Source organism: Vibrio sp. MMH1-50 (genome assembly GCF_022347645.1).
Lineage (GTDB): Bacteria > Pseudomonadota > Gammaproteobacteria > Enterobacterales > Vibrionaceae > Vibrio > Vibrio harveyi.
Window position 1 is genome coordinate 428,591 of record NZ_JAKRGG010000001.1, and the last position, 16,561, is coordinate 445,151.

At 45.5% G+C, this 16,561-nt stretch carries 16 protein-coding genes; 8 read left to right on the forward strand and 8 right to left on the reverse strand.

The genetic code is table 11. From position 1 onward, the window contains the following. The first annotated feature begins 24 nt into the window (after window positions 1–24). From lspA to ispH, 3 genes are all read left to right on the forward strand, one after another. The gene (lspA, locus tag MHO32_RS01975; RefSeq protein WP_005440576.1) at window positions 25–531 is read left to right on the forward strand and encodes a signal peptidase II; all 507 of its coding nucleotides are present in this window, start codon (window positions 25–27) and stop codon (window positions 529–531) included. 160 nt (window positions 532–691) lie between these two features. Beyond that, entirely contained in the window at window positions 692–1,123 is a 432-nt protein-coding gene (gene fkpB / locus MHO32_RS01980) for an FKBP-type peptidyl-prolyl cis-trans isomerase (RefSeq protein ID WP_239210559.1), read from the forward strand. A 24-nt stretch (window positions 1,124–1,147) separates the two neighbouring features. After that, the gene (gene ispH, locus MHO32_RS01985; protein WP_017190109.1) at window positions 1,148–2,113 is read left to right on the forward strand and encodes a 4-hydroxy-3-methylbut-2-enyl diphosphate reductase; all 966 of its coding nucleotides are present in this window, start codon (window positions 1,148–1,150) and stop codon (window positions 2,111–2,113) included. Window positions 2,114–2,226: 113 nt separating this feature from the next. On the opposite strand, the gene btsR is transcribed toward ispH, so the two are convergent. From btsR to MHO32_RS02000, 3 genes are all read right to left on the reverse strand, one after another. Then, window positions 2,227–2,955 (reverse strand): two-component system response regulator BtsR, encoded by a 729-nt coding sequence (gene btsR, locus MHO32_RS01990; protein WP_239210560.1) that lies wholly within the window; start codon window positions 2,953–2,955, stop codon window positions 2,227–2,229. A gap of 32 nt (window positions 2,956–2,987) precedes the next feature. Beyond that, a complete protein-coding gene (locus MHO32_RS01995) occupies window positions 2,988–4,658 on the reverse strand; it encodes a sensor histidine kinase (RefSeq protein ID WP_009697640.1) in 1,671 nt (556 codons plus the stop codon). A 128-nt stretch (window positions 4,659–4,786) separates the two neighbouring features. Next, window positions 4,787–6,271, reverse strand: a complete 1,485-nt coding sequence (locus tag MHO32_RS02000) for a carbon starvation CstA family protein (protein WP_009697641.1) — start codon at window positions 6,269–6,271, stop codon at window positions 4,787–4,789. Window positions 6,272–6,587: 316 nt separating this feature from the next. Between MHO32_RS02000 and MHO32_RS02005 the strand changes: the two genes are divergently transcribed. Together MHO32_RS02005 and MHO32_RS02010 are read left to right on the forward strand one after the other, a co-directional pair. Next, window positions 6,588–6,929 (forward strand): DUF2799 domain-containing protein, encoded by a 342-nt coding sequence (locus tag MHO32_RS02005; protein WP_005425322.1) that lies wholly within the window; start codon window positions 6,588–6,590, stop codon window positions 6,927–6,929. Window positions 6,930–7,039: 110 nt separating this feature from the next. Then, window positions 7,040–7,369, forward strand: a complete 330-nt coding sequence (locus MHO32_RS02010; RefSeq protein WP_050908292.1) for a hypothetical protein — start codon at window positions 7,040–7,042, stop codon at window positions 7,367–7,369. 86 nt (window positions 7,370–7,455) lie between these two features. On the opposite strand, the gene murQ is transcribed toward MHO32_RS02010, so the two are convergent. After that, a complete protein-coding gene (gene murQ / locus MHO32_RS02015; RefSeq protein WP_050908291.1) occupies window positions 7,456–8,382 on the reverse strand; it encodes an N-acetylmuramic acid 6-phosphate etherase in 927 nt (308 codons plus the stop codon). A gap of 64 nt (window positions 8,383–8,446) precedes the next feature. After that, window positions 8,447–9,559 (reverse strand): anhydro-N-acetylmuramic acid kinase, encoded by a 1,113-nt coding sequence (locus tag MHO32_RS02020; RefSeq protein WP_005447941.1) that lies wholly within the window; start codon window positions 9,557–9,559, stop codon window positions 8,447–8,449. Between the two features lie 100 nt (window positions 9,560–9,659). On the opposite strand from MHO32_RS02020, the gene nagZ reads away from it, so the two are divergent. From nagZ to tyrA, 3 genes are all read left to right on the forward strand, one after another. Further along, window positions 9,660–10,643, forward strand: a complete 984-nt coding sequence (gene nagZ / locus MHO32_RS02025) for a beta-N-acetylhexosaminidase (protein WP_239210561.1) — start codon at window positions 9,660–9,662, stop codon at window positions 10,641–10,643. A 239-nt stretch (window positions 10,644–10,882) separates the two neighbouring features. Next, a complete protein-coding gene (locus tag MHO32_RS02030) occupies window positions 10,883–11,956 on the forward strand; it encodes a 3-deoxy-7-phosphoheptulonate synthase (protein ID WP_005447945.1) in 1,074 nt (357 codons plus the stop codon). Window positions 11,957–11,980: 24 nt separating this feature from the next. Further along, window positions 11,981–13,108 carry a bifunctional chorismate mutase/prephenate dehydrogenase gene (gene tyrA, locus MHO32_RS02035; protein WP_005447947.1) on the forward strand — a complete coding sequence of 376 codons (1,128 nt, stop codon included), beginning with the start codon at window positions 11,981–11,983 and terminating at the stop codon, window positions 13,106–13,108. Window positions 13,109–13,187: 79 nt separating this feature from the next. Here tyrA and MHO32_RS02040 read toward each other — a convergent pair whose 3' ends face one another. The 3 genes from MHO32_RS02040 to ettA all read right to left on the reverse strand — a co-directional run bounded on the left by MHO32_RS02040 (window position 13,188) and on the right by ettA (window position 16,512). Beyond that, on the reverse strand, window positions 13,188–14,189 hold the full coding sequence (locus tag MHO32_RS02040) for a M23 family metallopeptidase (protein ID WP_239210562.1): 1,002 nt from the start codon (window positions 14,187–14,189) through the stop codon (window positions 13,188–13,190). A gap of 29 nt (window positions 14,190–14,218) precedes the next feature. Continuing rightward, complete coding sequence (locus tag MHO32_RS02045) at window positions 14,219–14,587, reverse strand: PilZ domain-containing protein (protein ID WP_009697646.1); 369 nt, start codon at window positions 14,585–14,587, stop codon at window positions 14,219–14,221. A gap of 257 nt (window positions 14,588–14,844) precedes the next feature. Further along, a complete protein-coding gene (gene ettA, locus MHO32_RS02050) occupies window positions 14,845–16,512 on the reverse strand; it encodes an energy-dependent translational throttle protein EttA (RefSeq protein WP_005447952.1) in 1,668 nt (555 codons plus the stop codon). Window positions 16,513–16,561 lie beyond the last annotated feature (49 nt).

Genomic DNA, 16,561 nt, shown 5'->3' on the forward strand with positions numbered 1-16,561 from the left:
CTGGGGCTGTTTGTAGGTAAAGTAATGAGTGAAAAAGCACTGACGTTAAAGCAATCTGGAGTTCGCTGGCTGTGGTTAGCAATTCTGGTATTTATTGCAGATATTGGCATCAAATTGGTGGTGATGGACAACATGGGCTACGGATGGGCAAACCGAATTGAGGTGCTGCCATTCTTCAACCTACTTTATGTTCATAACTACGGTGCAGCATTCAGCTTCTTGAGCGATCAAGCGGGTTGGCAGCGCTGGTTGTTCACAGGTATCGCGTTTGTTGTTACAGGTCTTTTGACCTACTGGATGAGCAAGCTTCCAGCGAAAGAAAAATGGAACAACATCGCTTACGCACTGATTATTGGTGGTGCAGTGGGCAACGTGTTTGACCGTGTTGTTCATGGCTTTGTTGTTGATTACCTAGACTTCTTCTGGGGGAACTACCATTGGCCTGCATTCAACCTTGCAGATACAACTATCTGTATTGGTGCGGCAATGATCATTCTTGATGGCTTCCGCAAAAAGGATGCTGACAAGTAATCTTTTGCGATATATCGAATAACCCTAAGCGTCGTCCGTTGATTCGGACGACGCTTTTTATTATGTTGGAGCGCAATCCGCGTATCTTCGTACAATAAAAGTAATCACGGTGAGTGATCATATAGAGCGCTGGAAAACCCAAGAACAAGGAAGCAGTAACGTGACAACAATAAATCAAGATTCAGCAGTAACACTGCATTTCACCATCAAAATGCAAGATGGCTCTGTAGCGGACAGCACACATAACATGGGCAAGCCTGCTAAGTTCGTGATGGGCGACGGCAGCTTAAGTGAGAACTTTGAGCAGTGCCTATTAGGCTTGCAAGTAGGTGAACAAAAGGCAATTGAACTAAAAGCGGCTGACGCTTTTGGCATGCCGAATCCAGACCATATCCACCATATGGAACGCACTAAATTTGTGGGCGAAGCGGAAGTTGAAGTCGGCACTATTATGGCGTTCAGTGGTCCCGATGGTATGGAAATCCCGGGCATCATTACTGAGATTGCTGGCGACTCAGTAACAGTGGACTTCAACCATCCACTCGCGGGACAAGACGTGACTTTCGAAGTCGAAATTTTGTCAGTAGAATAGCGAACCAAATAAAAGATAACTTCCATGAGCAATGAAATGAAAATCCTGTTAGCTAACCCACGTGGTTTCTGTGCTGGTGTTGACCGCGCGATTAGCATCGTAGAACGTGCGCTAGAGATGTATCAGCCACCTATCTATGTTCGACATGAAGTAGTGCACAACCGCTTTGTGGTTGAAGGTTTAAAACAGCGTGGTGCTATCTTCGTTGAAGAACTGCACGAAGTGCCAGACAACAACATTGTGATTTTCTCCGCTCATGGTGTATCTCAAGCGGTTCGCCAAGAAGCGAAGTCTCGTGATTTAACTGTGTTTGATGCGACCTGTCCGCTGGTAACCAAAGTACATATGGAAGTAGCACGTGCAAGCCGTCGCAATATGGAAGTGGTATTGATCGGTCACGCTGGTCATCCAGAGGTGGAAGGCACAATGGGTCAGTATTCCAGTGATACAGGCGGTATGTACCTTGTGGAAACACCTGCGGATGTTGAGAAGCTAAAAGCGATCGTAAAGGATCCATCTGATCTACACTACGTGAGCCAAACGACACTGTCTGTTGATGAAACCGCTGACGTAATTGAAGAGCTACGCCGCGTATTCCCAGACATTCAAGGTCCTCGTAAAGATGACATCTGTTACGCGACGCAAAACCGTCAAGATGCTGTGCGTGAGCTTTCTGCTGACGTAGATGTGATGGTCGTGGTAGGTTCCAAGAATTCATCAAACTCAACGCGCTTAAAAGAGCTCGCTGAAAAGCTAGGTACGCCAGGATACCTAACGGATTGTCCTGAAGACATTAAGCCTGAATGGTTTGAAGGTAAAGGCAAGGTTGGTGTGACTGCTGGTGCATCTGCGCCTGAAGAGCTGGTTAATCAAATCCTAGATCGCATCAAAGAGTTGGTTGGGGCGCAAGCCGTAGATGAAGTGCTTGGTCGCGAAGAAAACATGTTCTTCGAAGTACCAAAAGAGCTACAAATCAAGCAAGTTGATTAAGGCGATGAAAATATGCAAAAGGCGACCAGAAGGTCGCCTTTTTTGATTGTGTGGTTTCTATCTACTCGTGATGGTTTATACCCAGCCATTTCGGGGTTATTTTGGTATATACCCTAATGACTAATGCCGAGTAGCTCTTTGAGTACTTTTAAATAGCGGCGGCTCACGGGGATCTCAAAGCCTGTTTTGGTAATGATTTCTGCCAGCCCGTTTTCTAATAGCTTAATCTCGCTGATGGCTTTAATACTTACGAGATACTGTCGATGACAACGTACCAGTGGCGTTTTCTCTTCCAAGGTTTTCAGGGTTAATTGAGTACTTGCGGTTTGGCTGGTGGAGCGCACATGTACACCGCTAATATCACTGTAAGCACACTCAACTGTCTCCGTCGCCATGATCACTATGCGGTTGTGCCCAATACATGGAATTTGGTCGAGGTTTTCTGGTGCGATGGCTGACAGTTGCTGAGTGAGCACAGATTGACTCATCACCTTGCTAAGGCGTTTGGCGGTTTTGGTCAAACGACATGGATCAACGGGCTTGAGTAAATAATCGAAGGCATTGTCTTCAAAGGCTTGAATAGCGTATTGATCATAAGCTGTCACAAACACCACGTAAGGCATAGTTTCTGGGTCTAACATTCCCAGCAGCTCAATGCCCGTCACCTGAGGCATTTGGATGTCGAGAAACACCACATCTGGTTTCAGCTCATTGATTTTCTTCAGTCCCATGATGGCGTTTGACGCGTCGCCAATCACCTCAATTTGACCCGTTTCATCCAATAGCTCTGCCAACTCTTCACGAGCAAACTGTTCATCATCAATGACGAGGGCGGTTAACATCCAAGATTACCTTTTGTGCGTTTTCATTGCGCTTATCGCGAGTGGGGAATGATAAAACTCATTTTAGTAAATTGATGCTGCTGAGAGGTAATTTTTAGCGCTGAATCACGCCCAAATTGATTCGACAAGCGCTTATCGACGATTTCCATACCCAAACCAGAATGATTCTCTTTTGGCGGCTTATAACTACCTGCGTTGTCCTCAACCGTTATCAGCGCACCTTGAGGGTGTGCTTGGCTATAAATCTTCACTTTTCCTCCCTCTAACATATTAGAAACACCATGCTTGATGGCATTTTCGACCAGAGGTTGAAGAGTAAAACTCGGCAGCTTGATATCCAGTAATTCTGGTTCAATATCAATCTCAACTTCTAGGCGATCGGTAAAACGTGCTTTTTCGATCGATAAGTAGGAATTCACGTGCGCCAATTCTTCTTTTAGCGTCACTGTATTGATGTTCTGCTTTAAGTTACTGCGGAAGAAATGAGACAGATTTTGGATCAGTTCTCGTGCTTTGTCAGGATCACGACGAGTGATGGCACTAATGGTATTTAACGCGTTGAACAAGAAGTGTGGATTCACCTGAGCATGCAGCAGTTTGATTTCTGCCTGAGCCAGTAGCGTTTGTTGCTGCTGATAATCACCATACAAGATTTGGCTTGAAAGAAGCTGAGCAATCCCTTCTGCCATTGACATATTCGCAGTAGAGAACAGTTTGCGTTTTGGTTCGTAAAGCTTAATGGTTCCCACCACCTCTTTGCCTGCACGCAGAGGAATGATCAATGCAGAGCCCAACTTACAGTCTTGTGCTAATGAGCATTGATACGGTCGTTCGCTACCATCAAGGTAGATGATGTCGTTCTTTTCCATCGAATCTAATGTGCTTTGCGATGAAATAGGAGTATTTGGCTTATGGTGATCATCGCCGATACCAACGAAAGCTAGGATCTTTTCTTGGTCGGTGATCGCGACGGCACCTACTTTGGTTTCGTCGTAGATGATGCGGGCAATTTTGTCTGCATTCTCACTGTTAAATCCGGTACTTAGAATACCAACTGAGCGATCGGCGATGCTTAATGCGCGGCGGGAGAAGGTGGCTGAGTATTTTTCGAAAATGGTTTTACGGTCTTGCAGGATACTCATAAACAGTGCCGCACCAACCGAGTTAGCAATGATCATTGGAGCGGCAATCGCTGAGACAAGCGCATAGGCTTGGTCGAAAGGTTTGGCTACAGCGAGTAACAGAATCATCTGCACAATTTCTGCTACAAAAGTGACACTGAATACCACGCTTGGATTGAACAGCATGGCTCCCTTGTTACGCTTGATAAGGTAGACATGCAGCAAGCCGCCAATCAAGCCTTCAGCCGTGGTAGAAATTGCGCAGGCTAAATCGGTAAAACCGCCAAGTGTGTAGCGGTGAATACCACCGGTTAACCCCACAGCAAAACCGACCACAGGACCACCAAACAACCCACCCATCACAGCACCAATGGCACGCGTATTGGCGATAGCATCGTTAATATGCAAGCCGAAGTAGGTGCCGAGAATACAAAAGCCAGAGAAGAGTACATAACAAATGAGCCGATGACTGAGGCGAGAGGAGATACTCAGCAGGGGCAAAATGATCGGCGTTTTACTCAGCATGTAAGCCAGCACTAAGTAAACACACATTTGTTGTAAAAGGGAGATGACCAGTTCCATAGCGAACCTAACCTAAAAATGATGTTGTTATTGTAACGTAGAAGAGAAACAAAAAGAGCCTGCGGTGGGCAGGCTCTTGGTTTTATCCAGTCATTGATAATGAATCGGTTAGCAAGCGAAGGTATTCATTATGCAGTTTCTGAAGCAGCTTGTGGTTTCTCTTCGTCAGCAAGCTCAGTCTCACCTTTACCTTTAGAGATTTTAATTACGTAGCCAGCAGCGGCTAGTGAGAACAGAATACCTGCGATGGTCGAGATTTGCATTGGCAGGCCAAAGCCTAATGTACTGTTGTTTAGAATGAACGTAACACACACGGTTGTCATGAAGACCGCTGGAACAGTCGTGATCCAGTGGAACTTGTTATGGCGCAGTAGGTAAGCCGATGCAGTCCAAAGCATCATTACTGCTGTTGTTTGGTTTGCGAAGCCGAAGTAGCGCCAAATGATACCGAAATCTACTTGAGTCAAAACGCCACCGATAACGAATAGTGGTACAGCCATTAGAAGGCGGTTACGTAGTGTTTTTTGTTCCATACCGAAGTATTCAGCAAGAATCAGACGGCTAGAGCGGAATGCTGTGTCACCTGATGTGATTGGCAGAATTACAACACCTAGGAAGGCAATCACACCACCGAATACACCTAGTAGACCAAATGAAGCACTGTATACCACGTTACCAGGACCGCCGTTTTTCACTGCTTCTGCAAGACCGTCAAGCGTACCGAAGAAAGACAGAGCGATAGCACACCAGATTAACGCGATAACACCTTCACCAATCATCGCACCGTAGAAAACGAAGCGACCATTTTTCTCGTTTTCCATACAACGAGCCATCAGTGGTGACTGAGTTGCGTGGAAGCCAGAGATAGCGCCACATGCGATAGTGATAAACAGCGCTGGCCATAGAGGCATGTCGTTAGGGTTCAAGTTAGTGAACATATCGCTTACTTGGAAATCACCCATCACTGTGTGTTCGCTAGAAAACGCGACAGCTGTCATCAGACCAACAGACATGAAGATCAGTAGTGCGCCAAACAGTGGGTAGAAGCGACCAATGATTTTATCAACTGGAACAATTGTAGCGATGATGTAGTAAGCGAAAATCAATACAACCATCGTTGTCATGCTGACGTTTAGGCTAGTTTGGTCGTTAATTAGGTTCGTGATCATGCCAGCAGGCGCAGATACGAATACCACACCAACAAGAAGCAGCAGGACAATGGCAAAGATGTTCATAAAGTGTTTTGCGCCATTACCTAGGTAGCGACCTGTAATCGTTGGTACTGATGCACCACCATTACGAACAGAAAGCATGCCTGAGAAGTAATCGTGTACTGCACCTGCAAAGATACAACCTACAACAATCCACAACATAGCGGCAGGACCGTATAGGGCACCCATGATTGGACCGAAAATAGGACCAACACCAGCAATGTTGAGTAGTTGAACAAGGTAAACGCGTTTGGTTGACATTGGAACGTAGTCAACACCGTCGGTTTTTGTATGGGCAGGAGTTTGGCGATTCTCATTGATACCGAAAACTTTCTCAACGAAAGCACCGTAGATGAAGTATCCGCCGATAAGGGCTGCGACACAGGTTAGAAACCACATCATAGCAATTGTCCTTGGTTTATTAGGTAGGGTAATTTTTTAAGCTCAGGATGTATGGTATTCGCCTCTTTTGTTAAGTGCATTCGCTCAGTGGATGAGTGGTCGAATAGAGAAGCGAGTGGTCGATATAAAGATTAAGTGGTTTTATCGTTTGCTTAGTGGTAGCACGATAGGCTAAGTGGTTCTATTCACCATTGAGTGGCTGTGATTAAGGGTAAGTGGTTACCTCAAGAGTTAAGTGGCGAAATCGACAGATAAGCGGCACATCACGGGCTTTAGTGGTAAGCTTGTTTGGAAAACAACTAGTTAAGGAAGAATCATGAAAAAGGCAACGTTAGGTTTGGCGCTGGCTTTATTGGCAGGCTGTGCGGCGACCACGGAAGAATTAGCGCAATCTGGTGATTGGTATCAGATCGGTTATCAAGATGGCATTGCAGGGCATACTTCTCGTACGGTGAAAGAACTCAATCAACTCGGTAATGCTAAGCAAGGTGACTACGACCAAGGTTATCTCGAAGGGGTGACGGAATACTGTAATCCTGATTTCGCTTACCAGATGGGATTGTCTGGTCAGTACTATGAAGGTGTATGCGAAGGCACACCACAAGCGCAGAAGTTTCGAATGGAATGGCAACGCGGTTGGAACGAATACAGTAACTAGTTCTGTTTCATAATCAAGACAGCAATTTGCCCTGTTAATCTTCTGACATTTGAATTTTATCGCTTTGATGTACTGATATGATTAGATTCAATCAGAAGTGAAATAGAAGCATGAAAAAAGTCTTTTTGGTCGTATTAGCACTGTTCCCTTTGACCGTTGGCGCAACCAATGTATTGAAAGAGTCGATCAAGATGAAGCGAAAGTATGACCATGACAAGCATCATATAACCAACACCATCAATCACACTAAGCGTAATATCAAAGAGATCACCGATGGCATTTATGTGGAGAACCAGGTTAAGCGCAAGGTAAACAATACCACTAGCAAGTACACCAATAAGGTCGACCGTGTGAAAAACATGACGAATCCTGATCAAATCAAGCGCAAAGCGAATGACAAGCTTAACCAAGAATTTGATGAGTGGCTATATGAAGACTGATTCTTGATATCAGAATAAGAAAGGAGACCTTGAGGTCTCCTTTTTGTTTTTCTTGTGTTGGTCAATCTGGTTAACCATCTCACCCGTCATTTTGGCTGGTGACTTTCAACGGCTTTACGTAAGAAGCCATCTTGATGATGCAGATGCGCACGAGCTGAATCGATATCAAGATCGGTCAGGATCATCAAGATCGCCAGTTTTACTTCATAGTCTGTTTGCTTAAGTACTTCGGTTGCTTGTTCTTTGTTGCAATCGGTCGCTTGCATAACGATGCGTGCGGCGCGCGCTACCAGTTTGTTGTTGGTCGCTTTCACGTCGACCATCAGGTTTTGATAACTCTTACCTAAACGGATCATGCTCGCTGTGGTCAGCATATTCAGAACCAGCTTCTGCGCGGTTCCTGATTTTAAACGTGTTGAACCGGTTAAAGCTTCAGGACCTACGACAGGACAAATGGCGATGCTAGCGATCTCTGCAATTGGTGAGTCTGGGTTACAAGACAGTGCCACTGTCGTCGCCCCTATCTCGTTGGCGTACTCCAAACCACCAATCACGTAAGGTGTGCGTCCACTAGCGGCGATGCCGACCACGACATCATGATGAGTGAACTCGATGTCTTTCAAATCTTGTTCACCTAAAATTGGAGAGTCTTCTGCGCCTTCTTTCGCTTTGAGGATGGCTTCTGGACCACCTGCAATCAAGCCAACCACCATCTTGTCAGACACACCAAATGTTGGTGGGCATTCTGATGCATCAAGCACCCCTAAACGACCACTGGTGCCTGCGCCCATGTAAACCAAACGACCGCCTACCTTAAATGCGTCGGTGATTTTATCTACCGCGAGGGCGATCTCCGGCAACGCTTTCTCAACGGCAAGTGGAACGAGTTTGTCTTGTTGATTAAGACGCTGAACAATATCCAGAGATGGTAATAAGTCGATGTCCATCGTATCTGGGTTGCGACCTTCTGAAACAAGGTGAGCGAGAGCGGCAATAAGCGCGTCATTTGTCATAGTGATTTAAGCCTTTTGAATACTGAATTCGTTTCATCTTTAAGCTGTATTTAGAACAACTCATTTAGTTTTTAGGATAGAGCACACCGAGTGAAGCAAGACGACTTGCCCCTGTCACTTCTGGCAAGTTGCTTGGCAATCCATGAACGTGGCGCTGTGCAAGCCAAGCAAAAGCCATGGCTTCCATATAGTCTCCGTCGACACCCTTGTCGTTGGTTGTTGCGACTTGCCACTGAGGGAGAAGGGCTGCCAAACGTTGCATCAATAGTGGGTTTCTTGCTCCACCACCACACACTAAAAGCTGAGGCTTTTGACCATGAGTGAACTTTTCCACTTCGACAGCAATGGTCATTGCCGAGTATTCGCAAAGTGTGCGTTGCACATCTTGTACAGAGACACGGTGATCCGTTAGCTGTTGATGTAACCAATCGATATTGAACAGTTCTCGCCCTGTGCTTTTAGGCGGTGGCATCGCAAGATAAGGAGCCTCCAACAGTTGAGCCAGTAAAGCTGCATTGATCTTACCTTGCAGAGCAAATTGGGCGTCTTTGTCGAAGCCTTGTCCAGTATTCTGCTCACACCATGCGTCCATCAACATATTACCTGGACCGGTGTCATAACCAATCACCGGCTGTTCGGGATGTAATACAGAGATATTGGCAATACCACCGATGTTAAGCACTACCGTTGTGGAGTCTTGCATCGCAAAGATACTTTTGTGAAACGCAGGAACAAGTGGTGCACCTTGTCCACCTAGCGCCATGTCTTTGCGTCGAAAATCTGCCACGGTATCAATACCGGTTTTGACCGCAATGATGTTGGCATCACCCAGTTGAGTAGTGAAGGGCAGATCGCCAGTTGGCTGGTGGAAAACGGTTTGACCATGATTGCCAATGGCTCGGACTTGCTCAGCGGAATAGCCAGATTTATTCAGTAGTTGTAATACGGCATCGGCAAACAAATGCCCGAGTTGGTGGTCCAGTTCGCCAAGTGCTTTCAGGTTAGTGTCTTGTCCTGTGCAAATCGACAGAAGCATTTGTTTAATGTGAGGCGGCATTGGGTAATCATCGTGCGCAATTAGGCAAACATGGTCATTTTCAATTTCTACCAGTGCCGTATCCACACCGTCCATGCTGGTTCCAGACATTACGCCAATGTACAGATTGTTAAGATTCACAGCCGATTCCGTCAATTCTTCGATTCACTTATTGTAAAGCAATTCTGAAGCGAATAACCTCATCGAATACGAGATATTCAGCCGATTTTGAGGAGAAACAATGGGACCGTTATGGGTTGATGTTGCAGGCTACGAACTGACTGCAGAAGACAGAGAAATTTTGGAACATCCAACGGTTGGTGGTTTGATTTTATTTACACGTAACTACCACGACAGCAAGCAGCTTCAAGCTCTTACCCAGTCTATCCGTAAAGCGGCGAAACGTCCGATTTTGATTGGTGTTGACCAAGAGGGCGGGCGCGTTCAGCGTTTCCGTGAAGGCTTCTCTCTCATTCCAGCGGCTGACGAATATGCCAAGCACCAAAATAGTGAGGAACTGGCACGCATGGGTGGTTGGTTGATGGCCGCAGAGCTGATAGCTCATGACATTGACCTAAGTTTCGCGCCTGTGCTGGATAAAGGCCATCAGTGTAAAGCGATCGGCAGTCGAGCTTTTGGTGAGGATATGGACACAATTTTGCGTCACAGTTCTGCTTACATGCATGGCATGAAGAGTGTCGGTATGGCAACAACAGGTAAGCACTTTCCTGGTCATGGCGGTGTGATTGCTGATTCACATCTAGAGACTCCGTACGATGAGCGCAGTGATATCTTTGAGCAAGATATGGCTATTTTCAAAGCGCAAATCGATTCCGGCATCTTAGATGCGATGATGCCTGCTCATGTCATTTTCCCCAATTATGATGATCAACCTGCAAGTGGTTCAGAGTACTGGTTAAAAAAAATCTTGCGCCAACAACTTGGTTTTAAGGGTTTGATCTTCTCTGATGATTTGACCATGGAAGGTGCCGCAATTATGGGTGGTCCTGCCCAGCGAGGCATACAGGCATTAAAAGCAGGTTGTGACATGCTATTAGTTTGTAACAAGCGCGATGCACAAGTGGAAGTACTCGATAACCTGCCAATTACTTCCGTTCCTCTTGCTGATGCCTTGCTGAAAAAACAAAACTTTACACTAAGCGAGTTAAAGTTGTCTCAAGAGTGGAAAGACGCTACTGAAGCCATGAAGCGATTGATTGGTTAGCCATGTAAACCTTGAGTATTGGTTTACTTGGGGGGATACGTAAACTGTCGAAAACACCTATTTTAAGCCGAAGTGCCCTGCATTTCGGCTTTTTCTTTGCGTGTAAATTTAAATTTACACTAAATGTTTTTTATTGTGTACGCTTGTATTTCTTTTATAGCCTGTTATCTTGTCGATAAAGCTTACTTGTCTCACCAAGGAATTGGTTGGGTGTAAACAAAAATATACAGGTCAAAGTTATGCAAAGAAGTGAATTGAGCAACATCAACATCAGCGAAGAACAAGTACTGATCACGCCTGAGGAGCTAAAAGTTAAGCTTCCTTTGAGTGAAAAGGCACGTCGTTTCATTCAAGAGTCTCGTCAAACCATCGCTGACATCATTCACAAGAAAGATCATCGTCTGCTTGTTGTATGTGGACCATGTTCTATTCATGACGTAGAGGCAGCGAAGGACTACGCTAAGCGCCTAAAAGCCCTTTCAGAACAACTAAGCGACCAACTGTATATTGTAATGCGTGTTTACTTTGAAAAACCTCGAACCACGGTTGGTTGGAAAGGTTTGATCAATGACCCACACCTAGATGGTAGCTTCGACATTGAACATGGTTTGCATGTTGGTCGTGAACTGCTGGTTGAATTGGCAGAGATGGAAATCCCGCTAGCAACAGAAGCTCTTGATCCAATCAGCCCACAATACCTTGCGGATACTTTTAGCTGGGCGGCGATCGGTGCTCGCACTACGGAGTCACAAACTCACCGCGAGATGGCAAGTGGTCTTTCTATGCCTATTGGTTTTAAGAATGGTACGGATGGTAGCTTGGCAACTGCTGTTAACGCGATGCAAGCGGCTTCTTCTAGTCATCGTTTCATGGGAATTAACCGTGAAGGCCAAGTGGCACTGCTAACGACACAAGGCAACCCAAATGGTCATGTCATTTTACGTGGAGGTAAGCAAACCAACTACGATTCAGTATCAGTGACTGAATGTGAGCAAGAGATGGCGAAGTCTGGTCTCGATGCTTCGCTGATGGTGGACTGTAGCCATGCGAACTCGCGTAAAGATTACCGTCGTCAGCCATTGGTCGCAGAAGATGTGATTCATCAAATCCGTGAAGGAAACAAGTCAATCATTGGCTTGATGATTGAGAGCCATATCAATGAAGGTAATCAATCTTCTGACCTGCCACTCGAAGAGATGAAATACGGCGTATCGATCACCGACGCATGTATCAATTGGGATTCAACTGAGGCACTATTACGTCATGCACACGAAGAGCTGGTGCCTTTCTTAGAGAATCGTCTAAAAGGCTAACAACACGGGATTTAAGGAACATCAATGGCAGTTGAACTTAACGCATTGCGCGATCAGATTGATGCAGTCGACAAGCAAATGTTGGAGCTATTAGCTCAGCGTTTGGCTCTAGTAGAGAAAGTAGGGGAAGTAAAAAGCGAACACGGTTTGCCAATTTATGCCCCAGATCGTGAGGCGGCAATGCTGGCATCACGACGAGCTGAAGCTGAAAAAATGGGGATTCCTCCACAACTGATTGAAGACATTCTTCGTCGAACAATGCGTGAGTCTTATGCCAGCGAGAAAGATTCCGGTTTTAAGTGTTTGAACCCAGAATTGCGCTCAGTGGTTATTATTGGTGGTAATGGTCAGTTAGGTGGTCTGTTTGGTCGAATGTTTAAGCTTTCTGGTTACCAAGTTAAAGTACTGGGCAGTAAAGACTGGGATCATGCAGACGACATCTTGGAAGATGCTGGGCTGGTGGTGGTTACTGTTCCGATTCACCTGACAGAAGGTGTGATTGAAAAGCTAGGCAATCTACCAAAAGACTGCATTCTTTGTGACCTGACTTCCATCAAGTCTAAGCCATTGCAAGCAATGTTGAATGTGCACCAAGGTCCGGTTGTTGGTTTACACCCTATGTTTGGTCCAGATGTACCAAGCTTAGCGAAACAGGTAATTGTGTACTGTGATGGTCGTGGTAACGAACAATACCAATGGCTATTGCAACAGTTTGGGATTTGGGGCGCAAGCCTGTGCCAAATTGATGCGCAAGAGCACGATCATGGCATGACATTGATTCAGGCGCTGCGTCACTTCACTTCGTTTGCTTACGGTATGCACCTAAGTAAAGAGAATCCAAACATTGAACAGTTGTTAAAGTTGAGCTCACCAATTTACCGCTTGGAGTTAGCGATGGTAGGGCGTTTGTTTGGTCAAGATCCAAACCTCTACGGTGACATTATTCTCTCGTCGCAAGAGAACATCGATATGATTAAGCGATTCCACCAACGTTTTGGTGAGGCGCTGAGCATTTTGGATAGCAAAGACAAAGCGGAATTTGTTGAAAGCTTTGAACAAGTCAGTGATTGGTTTGGTGAGTACTCTCAACAATTTATGAACGAGAGTCAGAATCTGCTAAAACAAGCGAATGACAATATCCATCGTGGATAAACACCGACTTGATAGATAAAATGAGCAGCCCTGAGGCTGCTCATTTTATATGTGAAGTGAAGAAAAGGAGCGCAAAACCTTAGTTGGTTGCGGTTCCTGTCTTATCTTCGCTTGATACGGTGCTGATGCTAGTATCACGGTAAGGTGAGTTAGTCAGATTGATTTGCAGACGAACGACATTATCAATCAATTGAACCAATGGTCCCCATTTCACCTTTTTCTCTTTCTCGAATGCGTAGTTGAAGTTTTCTGGTGTCCAATCCATCAGATATTGAGGGTTCAACGCACGACCTAAGAAGCGCACCTCATAATGTAAGTGTGGTCCAGTTGAGTTGCCTGAATTACCACATTGTGCAATCACATCACCTTTACTTACGAACTGACCACTTTTCACTTTAAAACGGTTTAAGTGGGCAAAAGAGCTCGAGAAACCAAAAGAGTGACGCAGAGTTAGGTAGTTGCCGTAACCTCTGTTACTTGGTCGTACTGTCTCCACAACCCCATCGGCTGGAGCCAGGATCTCTTCACCGCGTTTGCAGGTGAGATCGATACCGGTGTGAACATGACGTTTACCAGAAATAGGGTTAATACGACTGCCATATGAAGATGAAATACGTTGGTAGGTCATCGGGCTGTCGTTTGGTATCAAGCGAAACATGGTGGCTCTGACCGCTGAGTCTATCGCAGCTGCATCGATCCGCTCTTCTAACGCGAGATTGCTTTCTTCACCTATTAACTCTTCATCTGCCAAGCCGAGTACGGATTCAACATCAAATACGCGTTTCCCGAGAAGTTGTATTTGGTTATTTTTGTCCGTCAGAGACTGAGATAATGAATGGTTGGTGTCCAACTGCTCTTCGTACAATGCAGCGATTTGTGCTTTCTCGCTCTCAAGCTTTGCGATGGTCTGGTTTAATGTTTGTGCGTCATGAACCTGTTTTTGGTTCATATACCAAGCACCACCAATGACAGCCGGTAGCGCAATGACCGATGCGCAAATGGTTAGGATCGAAAGGCGACCCAAATGAAATTGCTGATTCCCATCTTTGGTTGGGATCTGCATGATGATTTTTCTAGACATGATTATTGTTACTAAAGCAGGCGTTCAGTTTATTCTTCCCCTAAATCCGAAAGGTGTTCTAACTCTCGATTTAGGAGCTCGTTATTGCCTACATTCAATTCTATGAATCGTTTTAATTGGCTAATACTGTCGATGTCTATGTTGCTGATCTTTAGCCGAACTTCATTGTCTGCAATTGAAATGACGTCAGCATTTAATCGCATGGTTTGCTCTGATTGAATAAACGAAAAACCGACTTCTACGGGCTGTAATAAATTCAGTTTTTTTGCATCTTCAGCTTTTAATAACAAGCCATGTAAAGAAAGGTCTTGAATGGTAGCTGGTATTACCAAATCTCTCTGTTCAATTAAGGCTGGTACTTGGTAGATGATGCGTGAAAAGCGTCGTCTTTCCGTCATAGAGCTTTCTCGTAAAGTGTCAAACAATGGCAAGACTATACCAAATAGAACAAAAAATGTTCGATTTTTGTGTTTGAAATGTCGAAAATGCTACAGAGTTATGCTGGCTAAAGGTTAGGCTCTTTACATGCTACAAGGGCATTTGAGCTATTTATGCAACACATACAACAAAGGTCGCTATGATAGCGACCTTTGTACGAATTACAAGCAAAGGTGAGATGTAAGGTGAAATACCGCACATCAACCTGCGGTCGAAATTACTTCGATACGCGCTTGTATTTTATACGGTGTGGCTCAGCCGCTTCAGGACCAAGCGTCTTCTTCAGCCATTCCATGTACTCGTTATAGTTACCTTCGTAGAAGTTAACTTGACCTTCATCGCGGTAGTCGATGATGTGTGTCGCGATACGGTCTAGGAACCAGCGGTCGTGCGAGATAACCATTGCACAGCCAGGGAACTCTAGTAGAGCTTCTTCTAGCGCACGTAGTGTTTCAACGTCAAGGTCGTTGGTTGGCTCATCGAGTAATAGTACGTTACCGCCAGCTTTAAGAAGCTTAGCAAGGTGTACACGGTTACGCTCACCACCAGACAGTTCGCCGATAATCTTCTGTTGATCTGAACCTTTGAAGTTGAAGCGAGAACAGTAAGCACGTGCAGGAATTTCGAAGTTGTTGATCTTGATGATATCAGCACCTTCAGAAATTTCTTGAAATACGGTGTTCTTGTCGTTCATTGAGTCGCGGAACTGCTCAACAGACGCTAGCTTCACGGTTTCACCTAGCTCAATCGTACCTGAATCAGGCTGTTCTGTGCCGCTTAGCATCTTGAATAGGGTCGATTTACCAGCACCGTTGGCACCGATAATACCTACGATTGCACCCTTAGGCATGCTGAATGATAGGTCATCAATAAGAACGCGACCGTCGAATGATTTCGTCAGGTTGTTCACTTCGATAACTTTATCACCTAGACGCTCACCCGGTGGGATGAACAGCTCGTTGGTTTCGTTACGTTTTTGGTGGTCAGTGTTTTGCAGCTCTTCAAAGCGCGCCATACGTGCTTTAGACTTCGCTTGACGACCTTTAGGGTTTTGACGAACCCATTCAAGTTCTTTCTCAATGGTCTTTTGACGAGCTTTTTCTTGAGATGCTTCTTGTTGTAGACGTGCATCTTTTTGCTCTAGCCAAGACGTGTAGTTACCTTCCCATGGAATACCTTCACCACGGTCAAGTTCTAGGATCCAACCCGCAGCGTTATCTAGGAAGTAACGGTCGTGGGTAATCGCAACTACAGTGCCTGTGTAATCAACTAGGAAGCGCTCTAGCCATGCAACAGACTCAGCATCCAAGTGGTTGGTTGGTTCGTCTAGTAGTAGCATGTCTGGCTTCTCTAGAAGAAGGCGACAGATAGCAACACGGCGACGTTCACCACCAGATAGGTTTGCAATCTTTTGATCCCACTCAGGTAGACGAAGTGCATCTGCCGCACGCTCTAGCGCGTTGTCTAGGTTATGACCGTCTTTCGCTTGAATTAGCGCTTCTAGTTCGCCTTGCTCTTTTGCAAGTGCATCGAAGTCTGCGTCTGGTTCTGCATACGCAGCATATACCGCATCCAAACGCTTCAGCGCGTCTGCAACATCAGATACCGCTTCTTCAACCACTTCACGAACGGTTTTTGATTCGTCTAGTACTGGCTCCTGAGGTAGGTAACCTACGTTTAGACCAGGTTGTGGACGTGCTTCACCATCGATATCAGTATCGATGCCCGCCATGATACGTAGCAGAGTTGATTTACCCGCACCGTTCAGACCTAGAACACCGATTTTTGCACCTGGGAAGAAGCTTAGAGAGATGTCTTTAAGAATTTGACGCTTAGGTGGCACGATTTTGCTCACCCGCGACATGGTATATACGTATTCAGCCATTGCCGATCGTTCCTAAATTAACTGTCATTCAAAGCGTCTATTTTATACC

What these genes read in the sequence shown, in the direction of transcription:
- MHO32_RS02005 (WP_005425322.1), top strand. Translation starts at nt 6,588, where the DNA reads ATGAAAAAGGCAACGTTAGGTTTGGCGCTGGCTTTATTGGCAGGCTGT.
- nagZ (WP_239210561.1), top strand. Translation starts at nt 9,660, where the DNA reads ATGGGACCGTTATGGGTTGATGTTGCAGGCTACGAACTGACTGCAGAA.
- MHO32_RS02040 (WP_239210562.1), bottom strand. Translation starts at nt 14,189, where the DNA reads ATGTCTAGAAAAATCATCATGCAGATCCCAACCAAAGATGGGAATCAG.
- lspA (WP_005440576.1), top strand. Translation starts at nt 25, where the DNA reads ATGAGTGAAAAAGCACTGACGTTAAAGCAATCTGGAGTTCGCTGGCTG.
- MHO32_RS01995 (WP_009697640.1), bottom strand. Translation starts at nt 4,658, where the DNA reads ATGGAACTGGTCATCTCCCTTTTACAACAAATGTGTGTTTACTTAGTG.
- MHO32_RS02030 (WP_005447945.1), top strand. Translation starts at nt 10,883, where the DNA reads ATGCAAAGAAGTGAATTGAGCAACATCAACATCAGCGAAGAACAAGTA.
- MHO32_RS02000 (WP_009697641.1), bottom strand. Translation starts at nt 6,271, where the DNA reads ATGATGTGGTTTCTAACCTGTGTCGCAGCCCTTATCGGCGGATACTTC.
- MHO32_RS02045 (WP_009697646.1), bottom strand. Translation starts at nt 14,587, where the DNA reads ATGACGGAAAGACGACGCTTTTCACGCATCATCTACCAAGTACCAGCC.
- MHO32_RS02010 (WP_050908292.1), top strand. Translation starts at nt 7,040, where the DNA reads ATGAAAAAAGTCTTTTTGGTCGTATTAGCACTGTTCCCTTTGACCGTT.
- tyrA (WP_005447947.1), top strand. Translation starts at nt 11,981, where the DNA reads ATGGCAGTTGAACTTAACGCATTGCGCGATCAGATTGATGCAGTCGAC.
- ispH (WP_017190109.1), top strand. Translation starts at nt 1,148, where the DNA reads ATGAGCAATGAAATGAAAATCCTGTTAGCTAACCCACGTGGTTTCTGT.
- murQ (WP_050908291.1), bottom strand. Translation starts at nt 8,382, where the DNA reads ATGACAAATGACGCGCTTATTGCCGCTCTCGCTCACCTTGTTTCAGAA.
- btsR (WP_239210560.1), bottom strand. Translation starts at nt 2,955, where the DNA reads ATGTTAACCGCCCTCGTCATTGATGATGAACAGTTTGCTCGTGAAGAG.
- ettA (WP_005447952.1), bottom strand. Translation starts at nt 16,512, where the DNA reads ATGGCTGAATACGTATATACCATGTCGCGGGTGAGCAAAATCGTGCCA.